We start from the raw sequence: 17,976 nt of genomic DNA on the forward strand, positions 1-17,976 counted from the left end.
GGTGTCCACCGTGAGGTGGAATCTGAAGGAAGTCAGCGGCAAAGCTCTGGTCTGACGAACAGAAACTACATATGAGGCATATGCTTGTGGGTGAATTTGCAAGACAAAACGAAACCCTAAACTATCCGAAGCAGGCGGTGTAAATGTAGCAGATATATGGAGTGAAAGTAAGCGTTCTTACCTGGGGAGGTCTTACAAATATATCACCAAAAAATGTATTTCTAGGTGATAACCCATATAGGGATATATGGCTGAATTGTAAGAAGTCAGCAGAGGTCATAATACCACGTGAAAACCCGTTAGCGTGGGAAGGACTGAACATTAGGAGGTTTTCAACTTTGATAAACTCAAAGATTCAAAATAAAAAGCAGATAACTCAATATAGAGGTCGCCTTGTAGAGGTAGAAGTGGAACTTCAAGATAAGCAAGGGGCGCTTAATGAAAATTTGGCGTTTACAAAGAGAGAAAGAGAAAACGATGAGTTAGACGATACCAGTAACTTACTCGACAGGGTATTAGAGCGTGGAAATATGCTTATTGCTATGAAACGAGTAATCTCAAACAAAGGAAGTCATGGTGTTGATGGTATGGGAATCGATGAACTTCGAACGTTTATCATTGACAATTGGCTGAGAATTAAAGAAAAGTTATTGGAAGGTAGATATAAGCCATCTCCAGTTAGGAGGGTAGAAATACCAAAGCCTGATGGTGGGATAAGATTGCTTGGAATACCTACTGTACTTGATAGATTAATACAGCAAGCTATAGCTCAAGAACTTAATAAAATTTATGACCATACATTCTCAGAAAGTAGTTATGGATTTAGACCTAATAAAAGTGCAAAGCAAGCTATACTTAAAGCAAAAGAATATATAAATGAAGGATATAGATGGGTAGTGGACATGGATTTGGAAAAGTTCTTTGATAAAGTTAATCATGATATATTAATGGAAAGATTATCAAAGAAGATTAGGGACAAAAGAGTTCTAAAATTAATAAGGGCATATCTTCAAGCAGGAATAATGATAAATGGAATCAAAGTAAATTCTGATGAAGGTACACCACAAGGAGGACCATTAAGTCCACTATTAGCTAATATAATGCTTGATGAGGTGGATAAGGAACTTGAGAAGAGAGGTCATAGATTTTGCAGATTTGCAGATGATGCAAATGTGTATGTAAAAAGTAGAAAAGCAGGCTTGAGGGTAATGGAAGGTATGAGAAATATACTCGAAGGACGCTTAAAACTCAAAGTTAATGAGAATAAAAGTTCAGTAGACCTTGTATCTAAAAGAAAATATCTAGGTTTCTCGTTCTACTTTGCAAAAAGTGGAGGAAATATAAGAATTCATGAGAAATCGTACAAAAGATTCAAGACAAGGATTAGAGAGATAACTAATCGAAATATGGGTATAAGTATGGGGTTAAGGATAAAGAAACTCAACGAATATACCGTAGGTTGGATTAACTATTATGGAGTAGCGAAGGCTTCCGCCAGAATAAAGGGACTGGATGAATGGATAAGAAGAAGGTTGCGGGCATGTATCTGGAAGCAATGGAAGAAGGTTAAGACTAGAGGTCGTAATCTCATGAAACTTGGAGTACCCGAGTACAAAGCTTGGGAATACGCTAACACAAGAAAAAGCTACTGGAGAATATCCAACAGCCCAATTCTTAATACAACTCTAAATAATAGATATCTTGAAAGTCTTAAATATAAAAGTATTTCCAAGAGATATCAACTAATTCATAAATCTTAATGAACCGCTGTGTACCGAACGGTACGCACAGTGGTGTGAGAGGTCGCTGAATAAAATAATTATTCAGCTCCTACTCGATTGCGAAAACATATAAATAGAGCAAAGTGTTTTGGGTAATATATTTCAAAAGTTAGCACATGGAGTGTATTTATTTTTTGAAGAAGAATATGTTAAAAAGTACAGCAGGAAGATTAATTAGAGGGGGATACATTATGAAGATTTCAAAGAAGGATGCGTTAAAATGGTTTGAATTTTTTTCGATATTACCAGAGGATGAGGAAGTTATGACAAAACAACAAGAAATCATTTACGCTACCTTTGCACAAATTGAAGCAGCAATTGATCATAGAAATGATACGTTAATGTCGGAAATTAGAGGTTTGAAAGCTTTAAAGAATAGAACTTTTTTTGTGGGAAATGAAAGCAAATTCCCAAAAGGATGTCGTTCTTGTTTGCTTGGAACTGGTTTAAGTGCAATTAGGAAAACCAACAAATGTAACTTGGAGTGTAAGTTCTGTTATGATTATGGAGAGATAGAAGATATGCCTCCAATTGGTGAAGGTATGTGGGAAATTGGAGGTACAAAGTTTTATGAGAAGGATATTGATTTATTACTTTCCATCCACCAGAAACCTACTGGTATTTCTTACGTTTATTTAGAGCCATTTATGGAAATTGAAAAATACTATTCTATAATAAGGAAATTTAATGATGCAGGGATTTATCAACATCTATATACAAATGGTACTTTAGCTTCGGAAGAGACATTGAAAGCATTAGGTGAAGCTGGTCTTGATGAGATACGTTTCAACCTGGGTGCCACTAATTGTTCAGACAAAGTTATTGAAAATATTGCAATAGCAAAAAAATATATTAAAAATGTAGGTATTGAAACTCCAATGACTCCTGAGTTTTTCAAAGCTTTTTTTGAGAAAAAGCAAGTAATCTTAGATACAAAACTTGATTTTATAAATTGTGCAGAATTACATTTAAATGAGAATAACATAAACAATTATTATGGGGAGAACATGTATATTACAAGGCAAGGATATATATCTCCAATTTGGAGTAGGGAATTAACTTTGAAATTTATGAAAATAGCCGATGAAGAAAACTGGAATTTAGCAGTTCATGATTGCTCAAATCATACAAAGTTTGCCAGAGGCTTGAACTTGAGCAGCAAAGAGGGCAAGTGGTTTGGAGCTAGTGACTATTCCTGTGAGTTTTCTAGGATACCATACGCAGTATTTTTACCAATACTGCGTGATGACAATTTCAAGTTTTTAAGTGAAGAAGAATTGCCTGAGGGCTATAAACCAGGAGAGTTGATTTTTTAGAAAGTCTTTAATTATACACTTTTGTAGAAAAGAAAATATAGCTAGGGAGAGTTCTTGAGTGTTAGTGATGCACTTGAGGGCTTCTTTGCGTTACAAATATAGTTAACTTTACTATGCAATAACATATTATGATACAACCTACACGTATCTCTTATACTATATTTATGATATAATTTGGCTGAAAAATAGAGTTAGGAGGATTAGAATGGGTAATTTGATTAATTGTAAAGATTGCGGAAAAGAAGTTAGTAAAAAAGCAAAAATTTGTCCTCATTGTGGTGCAAAATTAAAGAAAAAGAAAATAGCGTTGGGTGTTATTGTTGCTATTGCAGCATTATTTATTGTTATTAGTGCTGTTTCAAATGGTTCAAAAACAGGTTCAAACAATACACCGCAAAAATCAGTATCAACAGACAACAATACTAAAAAAGATAAAAACGAAGGAATTACAAAAGAAACTTATGATAAAATTCAAAAGGATATGACAAAAGAACAAGTTGAAGCATTATTAGGTAAGCCAACGTCTGTAAGTGAAAGTGATACACCTGGAATTGGAAAAATGGAACTTTATCATTATCAAAAGACATTTGAAACGAAAGCTATTACTATAACATTCCTTGATGGTAAAGTATACACAAAGAATTGGACTCAACTATAATAAAATACTTGTACAGACTATTATTCGTAAATATATAAGGCAGAATAAAGAAGCCTAACTATAAGATAGAATTGCTAGTGTTAGTTACTAGTAATTCTTTTTTTTGCTAATATTCATAGTAAAAGTCTATTAAACGAAAATTGCAGGTTAATCTCTATGACTTCTTTATGTTTAAATATGTCTTTCAATTTAGTTATTAGTATGTAAAAATATGCTATAATTTTCTTAGATATAAAAAATATATAAATGGGGATGTTTATCATGGAATTGCAGAAAGAAAATTTAAGCAGTAAAATCTTGAAGTTATACGAAGAAGTAACAAAGAGTTTAGAAGGGAGAACGCTGCGAGTAATAATGCAAAGACCTCCTATTGGTAATAGTAAAGCTCAATATATTCGTAATGATAAAGGCAATTTTGAAATATATATTACTCCAGAATTATATTCAGATTATATCTTCTCTCATGAATTATTACATGTTTATATTGCAGCTAATCAAACTTTACCTATATTAACTTCTTTTGATAAAAGTGCTGATGAGACAAGTAAATCTTTGTCATTATTGCTAAATGGTATAACTCAGCATAAGTGGATAATGAATGAGCAAAGACGTAGAAATATATTGGGTGAAAAAGAATTTCTTAAATCTGAGCTTACTAATTTAATGGATATGTCATACAATGAGTCAGGCATAGCAAGTGAAAACTTTCATATAATAAATACTATATATGAATTTATTAGTAACTATTATGAATATATTAATACCATTGAAGAAAGTTTAGGTGAAAAGTATCCTTTATCATTAGCCTATGCAAAAGAACTATTTGAGGAGCAATCAAATTATGACTTAAGTTCTCCATTTTATGCTAGAAGGTATATTGTTAAAATTATTAACAAATGGATTGAGTGGTTTGCTAAAGATGGTGGACAGTATGATTTTTTAAAAAGGAAAATTGTTGTAAAACCAGTTTTTAGTGAAAGACAACTAAACACAGTAGCAGGAGCTATATTAGGCATAGACAGACGAAATGATGGTGTTTATTGTTTTTATACTAAAGTTGATAATCAAAAATGTTGTCCAAATTTCAAACCTAATATTAATTCATTGGATCAGGGAAAGAAAATACTTAATGTAAATGTTTTAAGTCTATTATTAGATAAATTGGAATTACCATATTATATAGATGATAGAAAAGGTAATTGGACCCATAAGAATTGCCAAGTATTAGCTTATTAGAATATTGCATTATATACAGGGATGGCTAATTAGTTGTCCCTATATTTAAAGGAGGTTAAGGAGAAAAAATGAAAATTGTTAAATATGTAAATAACTATAATATAATTAGCAAATTTAAAAATATAATTTTAATGGCAGCTATTTTTAGCCTTTTTTTTCTAATATCGTTTAATGTACAAGCAGCAAGCTTTACAGATAATCAAACAGTAGATTCTAATAAAACATGGACAATTAAATTTACAAGTGATATTGGATTGGACGATTTGACTAAACAAGGTATAACAGTAACAGACAGTAAAGGTACTAAAGTAAATGTAGGATTACATCTGGGACAAGATGGCAGAACAATTACAGTGACAGCTCCACAAGGTGGATATACAGTAGGAAAAAGTTATATATTGAACATTGGAAGTAGGGTACATTCTACAAAAGGCAAGACGTTGAATAAAGAATGCAAATTGAAATTTAACATTAAGAGTAATGAAAATAAAATCTTAAGCGGAAAAAAGATTAAGTCAGGCAACCTATCTACAGATTATGATATTAAACAAGCCTTAAGTGATATAGATAAGCTTAAATTAAATACTTTAAATATACCTGTAAAGATAAAAATAAATAACCTATCTTCAAGTAATATGGAGGTTGATAAAGATAGTGAGGATAGAGCAATAAGCTTGATAAAACAATTAAAAGGTAAGAATATAAACATAATATTAGAGCCCTATCCTTGGATAGCTGAAGGTGCAGAAAGGGAAACAGATTGGAATCCAGATAATATAAGTGCTTTCTTTTCAAATTGGAAGATAAATGTACTCAAATCATTAATAGATGATATTGCAAATCCATACAATGTAGATGTACTAAACATAGGAAGCAACTTTGTAAATATAGAACCCGAAGAAAAGAATTGGTGTGATACTATAGATTATGTTAGAAAATATTATAAAGGATTAGTAACCTATAGAACCAATAGGTGGGATACAGCATCATGGGATCCTAAAAGTATTACTGACTATGAAAATAAGCTAAATAATAAGCTGTTTTCAAAATTAGACTTTATATCTATTGCAGCTTATTTTGAGCTTACAAATAATCCTACAAATACTGTTGAAAATCTTGTAAGTGCAATAGAATGTTCTCAAGTAGTATCTGATAAAGGACAAGTCAGAAACCAAAATATAAAACGAGAAATAAAAAACTTTTATGATAAATGGAATAAACCTATCTTCTTTGGAGAGCTTGGATTCCCTAAAACTGATAAAGCATCCTTTCATCCATGGAATCCACGGGAAAATAGCACTGTAAATAATGTTGAGCAAGCTAATTGTTTTGAGGCTTACAAGATAGAGTTTGAGAATGAACCGTGGGTTTTAGGATTCTCTGTATTTGCAATAGGTAACCAAGAGGGAGATAAAAAGTATTACCCTAGTGAACAAAGTACATCAGTTATCAGAAATTGGTACAGCAAAGAACAGTAGGTAAATTATTTTTGCTATTAATTTCATAAGGAGGGGATTGCAATGAAATGGTTTAATAATTTAAAGGTAATTCAAAAACTCATAACTGGTTTTATTATAGTAGCTCTTTTTATAGGTATAGTTGGTGCAGTTGGTATAGTAAACATGAGAAAGATAAATTCTAATTATAATACAACATACAACAATGATTTTATTGGCATAAAAAATCTTCAGCAGCTATATGTAAACACTTTAACTATGCGTGTTTCGGTTATGAGAATAGTTGAAGATAAAAATGTAACTGGAACTACTGATGCAAAAGATGTAGCTCAAAGAATCATAGATAATAGTAAATTGTTGTCAGAATATAAAAATAACTATTTAAGCAATTTTCAACGAAATTCATTTAATTCATTGACTAATTATTTAAAACAATACGAAGACTTGGATAGTGAATCTATAAGTCTTGTGAGTAATGGAAAATATGCTGAAGCATCTAATTTAAGTCATTCAATAGGCGATGCAAGAGATAAAGTATCTAATTCTTTGAATGAACTGATTAAAAGTTCGCAAAAGGATGCAAATAATGCAAAAATACAAAGTGACGCATTGTATTTAAAATCTTCTGAAATCATGGTTACTGTATGTGTGTTAGGATTTATAATTGCAATTGTATTGGGATTAATAATATCTTTGTCAATATCAAATCCTTTAAAAAAAGTTTTAATTTTTGCAGAAGCTATGGGAGAAGGAGACTTCACCTCAACAATCGATATAGATACTGAAGACGAAATTGGTAAAGTAATTAAAGCTTTAAATAGGGCTACTACTAACACAAAAAATTTAATATCTGAAATAATTACAAGTTCAAAACATATAGATGTTTCAAGTGAAGAGCTTTCTTCTGTAGTAGAAGAATTATCATCAAAAGTTGAAAATATAGACAGTGTAGTAACAAAAATACAATCTGGAATTGAAGAAACAAGTTCGTCTTCTGAGGAAATAACAGCTTCTGTAGAAGAAGTAGATTCGAGTATCAATGAATTGTCTGCAAAAGCTGTGGAAGGAAGCGATAATGCAAACAAATCCAAAGATAGAGCTACTAATGTAGAAAAGCAAGGTAAAGATGCTATAAAGGAAGTAAAAAATCTATATGAAGAAAAGAAAAATAATATGCTAAAAGCAATAGAGGAAGGCAAAGTAGTAGAAAACATTAAGATTATGGCAGATACTATTGCAAGCATAGCAGAGCAAACAAATTTACTTGCACTTAATGCAGCAATTGAAGCAGCAAGAGCAGGAGAACAGGGCAAAGGATTTGCGGTAGTGGCAGAAGAAGTGAAAAAACTTGCAGAGCAATCATCCGAAGCAGTTACTGGTATACAGGATACCATTATAAAGGTTCAGAATGCATTTAAAAATCTGGCTGGAAATGGCAGTGATGTATTGAAATTTATTAATGAAAATGTAGACCCTCAATTTGAGCAATTTGAAAATGTAGGAAAGCAATATTATGATGATTCTGATTTTGTGACCCAAATGTCAGAAGAAATAGCATCTATGTCAGAAGAACTTACTGCTACAATTGACCAGGTAAGTCAGGCAGTTCAAAGTATGACAATAACTGCACAAAAATCTTCAGAATATACAGAAACAATAGTAGGAAGTATAGATGAAACCACAAAAGCAATAGAGCAGGTAGCTTTAACTGCACAAAGTCAGGCAGAACTTGCACAGAAACTAAATGAACTGGTGATGAAATTTGAGATATAATTAGAGTTGTGGCTGCACATGTTTATTTTGCGAGAACGTCCATATATTTGTGTAAAATAGAATTATAATATGAAATAAATATTAAGTGAACATTTTGATATTTATTTCGTATTATAATAGTGGTTAAAAATATAAGGAGAATGTGTATGTTTTATTGTCCATATGCTCGTAGAATAAATAATTATTATAGGGCTAATCAAATGAATTCTTCTATTAGGGTATTTCATGCTGCACCAAATGCACCAGCTGTAGATGTTTATGCCAATGGAAAACTTATTGTAAAAAATATTTCCTATACGGAACTCTCACAATATATTTCGGTTGCTCCCGGCAGCTACAATATTATGGTTTATCCTTCAGGACAAATGACAAACCCTGTTATAAATACGGATTTAAATATTCCTGCAAATACTGTATTTAATGTAGCTGTAATAGGAACTCTTCCTGATATTAGTTTATATCCTATACAAGAACCAACTACTGCTCAAAACTTTGGAAGGCCTTGTATAAGATTTGTTCATCTTTCTCCAAATGCACCAGCTGTTGATATAAAGTTGTCTGATGGCACAAAGGTATTTACTGATGTTGGTTATAAAGATATTACAGATTATGCCTGTGTTCCTACAGGAACGTATACTTTCACAGTTAGCCTTGCTGGCAGGGACAATGTAGTATTAACTGTTCCAAATGTTAAATTGGATCCTAATAATTACTATACCTTGTATGCAGTTGGTCTGGTTGGAAAATCTCCAGTTTTAGAAGTTATGTTAGTGCCAGAACCAAGATACTAAGTCAAAAATACTGTAGTTTTAAGTAACTGCAGTATTTTTGATTAAATGTTAAATTTGACAAATAACAACAACTATATAAGGTATTGTTTGAGCTGGTATACTCTTTGTAGAAGCTCCATAAATTACGATTAAATTTCGATTTGCAGGATTTCCAGTAAAAGATTGATCATTTCAAAAAAGAGATATGTAAATTATGTGATAATTACATAAATAAGATATTATTACATATGATTTTGCAGGAGAAAATAAAAATAGCCAATTCATTTCATGTAGAAATTAAGCATAAAAATATTCACAATTCTATGCAAAAATATGAAAATTGTGTTGAATAACTTAATAGCTGAAAAAGAGTATGAATTGCTTGATGAAGAAATTATTAAGTTAAGTAAATATTTGGATGAATTAGTTTATAGATGTGTATTTTGCAATAAAAGTTTAGAATATATTTCTAAACTAAATTTAAAAAACGTATTTGGAATGCATTCAACTTTTTATTATTATGGATACCAGCATCTTTTTACTAGTCTGTATTTTTATATAACTGCAGGTATCAACAATAATGAACTTATATATGTTTCTATGGAAAAAAGTCTTTACAATAAATTATTGGCTTTTTTGAAAGTTAATAAGGTTTCTGTTGAACATATTAAGTTTAATAGTGTAGAAAAACTAATTAAAGGTAATAGATATGGTGGCTTAATTGAATTAAAACATCAAATTAATAAAGCACTTTTAAGTAATGAAGTTAAAAAATATAGTGGCATAAGATGGATTGGACAACCCTCTTATGCTATTAAAATCACTTCTCAAAATGACTTTTTAGCTTTTGAAACAAATCTAACTGAAGGTGTATACAATACTAAAGCATCCATACTTTGCATATATGATGCTTATGATTATATGAATAAAGGAGAGTTTATAAATAAAACAGTAATAGAAAAATCTTTACTTACCCATTCTTATATTTTAAAAAATTCATTTTTAGAGGAGATAGGTTAGGGAAAAAAATAATAATCTATGATACCCCCATTTATTAAGTTGGTATACACAGTATAAAATTCCATTAATATGGTGTACAGGAATGAACATACTTCTTCAAATTATACATATTGTGTTCGATAACTTAATTGATATTTAATTGATATTGGGGGGATATAAATTGAAAAAAGTGCATATTTTATTTTGCTTTCTATTTATAATATTTTTTATGGCAGTTCAAGATGCAGCAGCAGCTCCATCCAATATCAGATTTGGTGGAATGAACAGATATGAAACTTCAGTAAATGTTTCACAAAATAATTTTCAAAAATCAGAGTATGTAGTTTTAGTTTCAGGAGAAAATTTTCCAGATGCTATTTCTGCAGCACCTCTTGCAAAAAAGTATAATGCACCTATTTTAATAACAGAAGGTACTAATTTAAATTCTAATGTAGATGAAGAAATTAAAAGATTAGGAGCTAAAAATGTTTTTATAGTAGGTGGTATAGGAGCAGTCTCTAAAACTATTGAAGAACAATTAACTGCTCTTAATATCCAGGTTACTCGTATAAGTGGACAAGACAGATATGAAACGAGCACTAAGGTGGCAGAAAGTATAGGCACAGGTAATGGAATAGTGATAGCTTCAGGAGAAAATTTTCCAGATGCTTTATCTATAGCTTCTATAGCAGCGGCAAAACAAATGCCAATACTTCTTACACCAGCTAAAATATTACCTGATAGTGTTAAAGATTATATAAGTAATAATAGTATTTCTAAAAGTTATGTAGTTGGTGGTATTAATGTAATAAATGCTAATGTTGTTAAAGATTTACCTAATATGAAAAGGCTTAGTGGAATAGATAGATATGAAACGAATTCAAATGTAATAAATGAATTTTTGGGAGATTTTAATTTTAACAATCTATATTTAGCATATGGAGGAGATTTCCCGGATGCTTTATGTGGTTCAGCTGCAGCAGCAAAGGACTTTGCCCCTATTGTTTTAGTTAGCAAAAGTTACACAAGGTCACAGTTTTTAATTAGATCAAAGATAGATTTAATATCTTCATTAAAGATATTAGGTGGTACATTTGCTATGCCAGATGCTTTAGTACAGTCTATTTTGTATCCAAATAAAACTGTATTAGGGTATACTACTTATTATTATGTAGGAGATAGTTCTTCCTATAATTCTTTAGTAAATCATTCACAGGCAATAGATTCAATTGCTACAGATACTTATATTATGGATAGTACAGGTAATATAAAAGGTTCAGTACCACATAATCAGGTAAGCTATGCAAATGATAACAAAATTAAGACATATGCCATGATAACAAATAGTTTTAATGCAGATACAGCAAAAGGTGTACTGGAAAATTCAACAAATAGGCAAAAACTTATAAATAATATATTACAAAATTTAAAAGCAAACAATTATAAAGGTGTAAATATTGACATAGAGAATGTTTACTATTATGATAGAAGTTATTTTACCACATTTATGAGCGAACTATATAATACACTGAATCCACAGGGATTTGAAGTCACAATAGCGCTTCCTGCTAAAACAAGTGATAGTATGTGGCAGAGCTGGATTGGAGCTTATGATTATGCTGAGATTGCAAAGGTTTCAGATAAGATTATATTGATGACTTATGATGAACATTGGTCTGGCGGAGAACCTGGTGCCATAGCATCTATAGGATGGGTTCAAAATGTAATAAATTATGCAATTACAGTTATTCCTAGAGATAAAATACTATTGGGATTAGCAGCCTATGCTTATGATTGGCCATCAAATGGAGCAAAAGCAAAATCTTATGGCATAAGTCAAGCATATAGTATGGCCGCACAAAGGGGTGCCCAGGTTAAATGGGATTCTGCAGCTAAAAGTCCATACTTTAATTATACTGATAGTTCAGGTATATACCACACTGTATATTTTGAAAATAGTACAAGCATCTCATATAAACTTGATATTGTAAATAATTATGATTTAGGTGGAATTTCTATATGGAGATTAGGATTGGAGAATTCTGATTACTGGGAAACTATCAGTAATAAATTTAACAGATACTAAGTAAATTTTCTATTTGTTAAAACAATGCACTATTTTTTGGGAATAAATGATATGAGAAAGGCAAATAAAATGAACACTTTAACATATAGTTAGACCTGTCTTTTATAAATAAGCAGGTCTGCTATTACTAATATCTATACTGGTTTATATTAAAGAGGAAAGGTTAGCGAGGCTGAACGTTTCCTCCAATAAAGTTTGATTTTACAAATATAATATACTGTTATTAGTTTACTGAGGTGGTAGTTTACTAATTTCATAATTTAAAGCATCTTGTACACTTTGAACTGTAGGGTAACCTGATACAGGGCGATCGTCAATCATGCCTTGCAGTACAATTGTTTGATTTGCAGCACTCAATGCATTAAATGCAGTTAGGTCTAGTCCAAGGTCGGGATTTGTGATAGCTGTTTCCATTCCAGTTGTAGCTGATGCTGTATTGACAGCATTTAAAGCTGGATTTATCAGATTATTTTCACCAATCCTTATGATTAAGATTGAGGCACTTACGCCGTTGGTTGCTGTACCACCTGCATTATTGACAAGATTTATACTGGAAGTACTTGTGTGATTTCTCAGTGTTAATATATCACCGGCGTTAGCAGATAATATAGCTATACCTGTATTATCTCCATAACTTGAAACAGGTGGAACTAGAGTTGGAGATGTTATGCCATATATTGTACCGGGAACAAGGGTATTGTTTTTAAATACTGCAAATTGATTTGAAAGATCTCCTGTAACTCTGAATAATACAGCATAAAATCCGGAATTCTTTATATTTATATTTGATGAATTTATACTATGGGTAATTCCCGATAATGATCCATTTGTATTAAAAGGAATATCTGCTTCAACTCCAATATTTTGTGTTCCCGTATTGAATATATAGGCATGGTCAGGTAAAAGCGTTGAATTTTGAGCGTATTCTATTTTTAAAAATGGTTTTTGGGTTGGAAATGGACGGCTATTAGGAAAATAGCTTATTACAGAATTTGTAATATTTGATACTCCATTTTGTGGGACATATTCTATTCCTGTTAAGGTTATTCCGTGATTTTTTGATGGAGTATTTATCCAGTCAATAACTACATTAGTGATATCTATGCTGATATAGTTGTTAACATCTGCATCTGTTACATTTATAGAGTAAGGTGTTGCAGTTGCTTGAGGTGCATTGTTCCACGTAACGGTTTTCTGAGAAAAATCACCTGAATTAGTTGACACAGTTATATTTTGCGGTGACAATAATGTGTCAGGCTTGCTTTTTGTATATACAAATAATTCTAAAGAGGCGCTTGTTACTGTATTGCCTGGAGGAATTAAGCCTGATAAATCAAATTTAAATAAAGTTCTATATTTATATGAAAGCTGGGATCCAGTCCCTGTAAATAAGAGTGAAGAATTTCCAAAATTTTCAGCTGGACTTTGCGAATATATATAGGCATTATCACTAGGTGAAACTTGTATAATAGTCATAATTACATCTCCCTTTTATTTTCTTTTGTCTTAAAATCCTTTTAATAATGACCTAATATAGCATATGTATGTATATTAAATTTGTTTACAAAAAAACTCAAGGTTGCCCTTGAGTTATATAGTACTTTTATTAGCAGAATGGATTTACGCCAGATGTAACTATTGCTCCTAGTGTTGCATTGTTGATAGCAAGAGTTCCAGTAACATCTACGGTAGCATTTGCAATTACTGTGTAAGTGCAGCATCCATTAAAGCAGGTGCAGTCACAGTCGCAAACGAAGAAGGAAAATGTCTCACTAGTTAAAGCAGGTATTGAAAGAGACCATACAGGTCCTATAGGGGTAGGTGTAATCTGGTTGTTGCATTGTTTAAATACTTGGATACCTAAAGTACCAACAAAAGTGGCATCTGCAATAACATTGCTTGCAAATTCAAGCTTTATGCATGGATGTTTTAAATGACAGGTATCTAATGTTAAAGAAGTAATAGTAAATTTTGTTCCTGAAGCTGCAGTTGTAGTAGGTATTGTAGTTGAACTAGGACATCCACATTTTATAATGGTGTCACATACCTTTTTACTTACATAAGGATCATAGTGATGTTTACAAGGATCAAAATCCTCTTTGCAAGGGTTGCAATCGTCTTTATAATAATATCTTGACATAGAATTCATGGATAAAATCCTCCTTTTTATATTAAAAAATGAAATAAGTTGATTAAAAATAACATCAAAATATATTGGCAATCTTGCTATTATCTTCTACTATAATATATGATTTCATTAAAAAAAGGTGATGATAGTTTTTGTAATTTATTTGTTTTGTGCTAGTGCTATTCTATCATTTTTGCTATTCCATATGATTTTTGTCGAAATCATCATTTGAAACTCCTTTTGAAACTTCTTTGTTACAATAGGAAAATAGCGGCTCTAAATTTTGATCAGGATAGAATTTTGGAACAGGAGATTTTTCGAATGTTTCACGTGGGTTTTCTTTATCATTTTCTCCAGAAGCTTCTTTTGGAATCACGCTGTAACTGTAAGTTGGTATAAGAAGCTGTACAACAAATTCACTTTTTACAACAATATAATATCCTAAGGTTATATCAAGTACGTAATTACCATCGTCATCTTTGATAAGTTCACTGTCTAATACATTTGCAACCATTTCCAAATTAATAATATTGGAATCCTGATCTTTGGGTTTGATGCTGCTATAAGCTTCGGACACAGGATCAGGACAATATAAACTTTCTATACAATCTGTTCTATTAATTTCATAAAATTCACTTTTATTTACACCATTAATATCTACATAATCGGCGTAAAATGAAATTATATAAGAAAGAATTATTTTTTTAAAACCTTCTTTATTTTTTATAGGAATTTTATCTATAGAAATTAATTTTATATTAAAATCTCTGGAGTCTATATATCTTTTTGGATCGATAATGACATTGCTCCTTAATTCACAATCTGTTTTATCTGTATCTGGTCCTTCACTGTATACAAGACATTTTTTGATTAAGCATTGATCAAATATTTTTGGAACTTCAATACAAACAAGTTCGGAAGGATCAGGTAATTGTCCTTGTTTGTTTACAAGACCAGGTCGTGGCTCAAATTTATTAAAATTAATGGACATAAATTATCCTCCTTTTAAATATTAATATAATAGAAAAATATATAATTATCACTTATATATTATGTTTTATTGATATAATTGTGATTTAATAAATTTTTTTATGGAAATAAAAGAGGTGAAATAATATGGAAAATAGTTATCCGTGGGTGTTTATTAGCAGTGATAATAATATGTGGAAAGTTTATTTAAATAGTTCAAGTGAATTGATGTATAAAATAATATATGAGAATGGCAAATGGACAGAGGAAAAACTTATTGATACTAATGTAGTTGAGTTTTCTATATGCATACAAGACCAAACTATCCATATAGTATATGCAAATAAAAAATATGAATTGAGATATTGTACTAGAAAAGATGAAAAGTGGTTTGGAGAAAAAATTTGTGATATACAAAAAAATAATTTTGAAATACAAACTTTAAAAGCTTTGATTTCACAGGATAAAATGCATTTATTTTATTTGCTTAAATCAAAAGGTGGTAGTAAGCGTGGAATCTTAAGACATTGTATATGGGATGGAAAAAAAGTAAAGCAGTATAATATACAATATATTGTTTTGTCAGACAGAATTAAGACATATTATCAAGTTTATGCTGAAGAAAAAAATTTAATCAAAATTTTTTTCGCTTCAAATAATAAAGATGAGCTTTCTCTTGGTTATTCTGAATATAAGGATGGATTATGGACAGATTCAAAGAGACTTTATGGGATTCACGGCAGCAATGTAACATTTAAAGTTCTAAAAACTCACTATACTATAAATATAATCAACAAGATGAAAGAGAATTTTACATATTCATTGGAGCATGTATGTATCGAAGAAGATACTATGAATATGAAAAGTTATAAAATCTATGAAGGAAAAGAGGAGCCTGTTGAACCAATTATATTTTCGGTAGATGGTATTTTATTTACTTCTTGGCTTAAAGAAAATAATGTATTTTGTTCAAAATATAATCTAGATAAGTGGGAAACGCCTATTGAAATTAATAAAGATTTAAAAGAACCAATTAATGCATATGTTTTTTTGAACAACAAAAAGTTAAATGATGCTTATATAGTATATGGAATAGAAAATACCAGTTTAAAAATTATCTCTTTTAAAGAAATTTCAAAAAATACAGTTAAAGCATTAAGCAAAGAAAAATCTGATATGTCTAATTATGATGAATATGTTGAGAAACTAAAACAAAAATCAAAAAACATATATTATGAAAATAATATTCTTAAAGAAAAAATAGATTTTTTAAATAAGAAAATAAAAGAAAAAAAGCTTAGTATAAATGAATATGAAAATAGGCTTATAAAAATTGGGGGAGAAAAAAAGATATTGAAAGAAAATTACGATTTTTTTATACAGGTGAAGAAAAATATACAAAAAGAACTTGAAAATACAAAAGAACAATTGGAAAATTATAAACTGTTCATTAATAAATTACAAAATAGTTTGGATAAGAAGGAAAAGAACAATAATAGATTGAAACAAGAAATTACTTATTTAATGAATGAAAATTTAAAAGTTAAACAGGAATTGAAACTTGAAAAAAATAAATCTATTGTAGATAAATTATTTAAGAAGAAAGAATAAAATAAATCCACCTAGAGTTTAAAGTCCTAGGTGGATTTTTTAGTAATGCATAATATCTGTAATCCCATCTTTATTTGAATGCCATTTAACATTGTGGTGATTAATACCATTTTTTATATTAGTTTGAGTGTATCTAATCATAAGGATAAAAAATGCTCTGTTGGAGAATTACATGGTAAGTTTGATTTTGAAAATAATTTACACATGATCCATAATGATTGTTTTTACTCTATTATGAATATTATAATAAGTAAAGTTAAAATTTAATGTTATTTTGAAATAAGCTTTTATCCATAAATTTACTTGTGCACTAGATTTTCAATCACTCCATAGGGTCATTTCCTTCATAATCACATCCATTCATTTCATCTTCATTTGCTTCGTCTTCATCTTCATCGGATTCTGGGAATAGAGGCTCTAAGTTTTGATTTGGATAAAATTTAGGTACAGGAGATTTATTAAATCTATTACAGATATTTTCTTCTGGTTCAGGCTGACAAGGTTCTTTAGGTATTGCGCAATAATCGTAAGCAGGTATTAAAAGTTGAACTATTATTTGGCATTTAACTACTATATAATAACCTAAAGTGATATCTAAAAATTTGTTATCATCACATTTAGTTATCTCTCCATGAAGTGCATCTGCTACCATTTCAAGTTTTATCATACTTGTATCACAATCTTCTAATCCTTTAGAATGCATTCTACTGCTTGACATTTTAGCAACAGAATCAGGGCAATAAAAATTCCAAATTACATCTTCCCTGTTAATTTCAAAAAATTCACTTCTGTTTACTGCATTGCAATCAATATAATCAGCATAAAATGATATTACATAACATATTACTAGTTTTTTATAATTCTTCTTTCTTGGTATAGGTATTTTTTCTACAGATTTTAATGAAATTTTGAAATCTCTACATCCTAAAAATATTTTAGGATTTTCTAAAGGATTACTTCTCAATTCACAATCTGTAGTATTTGTATCAGGTCCTTCGCAGTAGGATAGACATTTTTTAATCAAACATTGGTCAAAAACCTTAGGTACCTCGACGCAGACTAATTCTGATGGATCTGGTAGGCATCCTTGCTTATTTACACGTCCGGGACGTGGTACGAATTTATTAAAGCTTATTGACATAACCTTCCTCCTTTTAAAAAGTATACAATATTTACATTATATATTATGCTT

Annotated in this window: 14 protein-coding genes; 10 read left to right on the forward strand and 4 right to left on the reverse strand. The window is 30.3% G+C overall.

From position 1 onward, the window contains the following. Positions 1-338: 338 nt before the first annotated feature. The 9 genes from ltrA (at position 339) to B5S50_RS20390 (ending at position 12,076) form a co-directional block, all read left to right on the forward strand. Positions 339-1,760 (forward strand): group II intron reverse transcriptase/maturase, encoded by a 1,422-nt coding sequence (gene ltrA / locus B5S50_RS20350; RefSeq protein ID WP_217303757.1) that lies wholly within the window; start codon positions 339-341, stop codon positions 1,758-1,760. Between the two features lie 212 nt (positions 1,761-1,972). Then, a complete protein-coding gene (locus tag B5S50_RS20355; protein WP_065077976.1) occupies positions 1,973-3,097 on the forward strand; it encodes a radical SAM protein in 1,125 nt (374 codons plus the stop codon). Between the two features lie 205 nt (positions 3,098-3,302). Then, entirely contained in the window at positions 3,303-3,755 is a 453-nt protein-coding gene (gene bamE, locus B5S50_RS20360; protein ID WP_065077975.1) for an outer membrane protein assembly factor BamE, read from the forward strand. A 261-nt stretch (positions 3,756-4,016) separates the two neighbouring features. After that, positions 4,017-4,991, forward strand: a complete 975-nt coding sequence (locus tag B5S50_RS20365) for a hypothetical protein (RefSeq protein WP_065077974.1) — start codon at positions 4,017-4,019, stop codon at positions 4,989-4,991. Positions 4,992-5,059: 68 nt separating this feature from the next. After that, positions 5,060-6,469, forward strand: a complete 1,410-nt coding sequence (locus B5S50_RS20370) for an Ig-like domain-containing protein (protein WP_242872117.1) — start codon at positions 5,060-5,062, stop codon at positions 6,467-6,469. 42 nt (positions 6,470-6,511) lie between these two features. Beyond that, positions 6,512-8,221, forward strand: a complete 1,710-nt coding sequence (locus tag B5S50_RS20375) for a methyl-accepting chemotaxis protein (RefSeq protein WP_217302702.1) — start codon at positions 6,512-6,514, stop codon at positions 8,219-8,221. Positions 8,222-8,367: 146 nt separating this feature from the next. Next, a complete protein-coding gene (locus B5S50_RS20380) occupies positions 8,368-9,012 on the forward strand; it encodes a DUF4397 domain-containing protein (protein WP_127721057.1) in 645 nt (214 codons plus the stop codon). Positions 9,013-9,333: 321 nt separating this feature from the next. After that, entirely contained in the window at positions 9,334-10,011 is a 678-nt protein-coding gene (locus B5S50_RS20385) for an MEDS domain-containing protein (protein ID WP_254306776.1), read from the forward strand. A gap of 169 nt (positions 10,012-10,180) precedes the next feature. Next, a complete protein-coding gene (locus tag B5S50_RS20390; protein ID WP_254306777.1) occupies positions 10,181-12,076 on the forward strand; it encodes a cell wall-binding repeat-containing protein in 1,896 nt (631 codons plus the stop codon). Between the two features lie 228 nt (positions 12,077-12,304). Here the strand turns inward: B5S50_RS20390 and B5S50_RS20395 are convergent, their stop codons facing one another. The 3 genes from B5S50_RS20395 to B5S50_RS20405 all read right to left on the reverse strand — a co-directional run bounded on the left by B5S50_RS20395 (position 12,305) and on the right by B5S50_RS20405 (position 15,195). Further along, entirely contained in the window at positions 12,305-13,552 is a 1,248-nt protein-coding gene (locus tag B5S50_RS20395) for a DNRLRE domain-containing protein (RefSeq protein WP_217302705.1), read from the reverse strand. Positions 13,553-13,682: 130 nt separating this feature from the next. Continuing rightward, positions 13,683-14,225, reverse strand: coding sequence for a DUF4489 domain-containing protein (locus tag B5S50_RS20400; RefSeq protein WP_217302706.1), 543 nt, complete (start codon positions 14,223-14,225; stop codon positions 13,683-13,685). A gap of 175 nt (positions 14,226-14,400) precedes the next feature. Further along, positions 14,401-15,195: a hypothetical protein gene (locus B5S50_RS20405; protein ID WP_217302707.1), complete on the reverse strand. Its 795-nt coding sequence runs from the start codon at positions 15,193-15,195 to the stop codon at positions 14,401-14,403. A 125-nt stretch (positions 15,196-15,320) separates the two neighbouring features. On the opposite strand from B5S50_RS20405, the gene B5S50_RS20410 reads away from it, so the two are divergent. Then, entirely contained in the window at positions 15,321-16,784 is a 1,464-nt protein-coding gene (locus B5S50_RS20410) for a hypothetical protein (RefSeq protein ID WP_217302708.1), read from the forward strand. Between the two features lie 322 nt (positions 16,785-17,106). On the opposite strand, the gene B5S50_RS20415 is transcribed toward B5S50_RS20410, so the two are convergent. Beyond that, on the reverse strand, positions 17,107-17,925 hold the full coding sequence (locus B5S50_RS20415; RefSeq protein ID WP_217302709.1) for a hypothetical protein: 819 nt from the start codon (positions 17,923-17,925) through the stop codon (positions 17,107-17,109). Positions 17,926-17,976: the final 51 nt, after the last annotated feature.

Origin of the sequence: Clostridium sp. 001, from assembly GCF_019056555.1 — a bacterium.
Lineage (GTDB): Bacteria > Bacillota > Clostridia > Clostridiales > Clostridiaceae > Clostridium_B > Clostridium_B ragsdalei.